The sequence below is a fragment of the Enterococcus sp. C46 genome (assembly GCF_040887565.1).
GTDB lineage: Bacteria > Bacillota > Bacilli > Lactobacillales > Enterococcaceae > Enterococcus_B > Enterococcus_B lactis.
On sequence record NZ_JBFOGA010000043.1, the window covers coordinates 1 to 270 of the forward strand.

3 tRNA genes are annotated in these 270 nt (G+C 52.6%); all 3 read right to left on the minus strand.

The annotated features are described in order from the left end of the window. The 3 genes from AB3I27_RS14060 to AB3I27_RS14070 all read right to left on the minus strand — a co-directional run bounded on the left by AB3I27_RS14060 (position 1) and on the right by AB3I27_RS14070 (position 268). Positions 1–73: transfer RNA gene (locus tag AB3I27_RS14060), tRNA-Asp, on the minus strand. Positions 74–92: 19 nt separating this feature from the next. After that, positions 93–166 (minus strand) — tRNA-Met (locus tag AB3I27_RS14065). Positions 167–178: 12 nt separating this feature from the next. Beyond that, a tRNA-Ser gene (locus AB3I27_RS14070) sits at positions 179–268 on the minus strand. Between the last annotated feature and the right edge of the window lie 2 nt (positions 269–270).

Here is a 270-nt window from a genome sequence, read left to right on the forward strand (position 1 = left end):
CGGTTCCGACGGGAATCGAACCCGCGATCTCCTGCGTGACAGGCAGGCATGTTAACCCCTACACCACGGAACCAGTGTTTTTAGTTTTTAAATTGCGGGAGCAGGATTTGAACCTACGACCTTCGGGTTATGAGCCCGACGAGCTACCAGACTGCTCCATCCCGCGATAATATGATAAAGGAGGATAAGGGATTCGAACCCTTGCACGGTTTTACCCGCCTGACGGTTTTCAAGACCGTTCCCTTCAGCCGGACTTGGGTAATCCTCCAT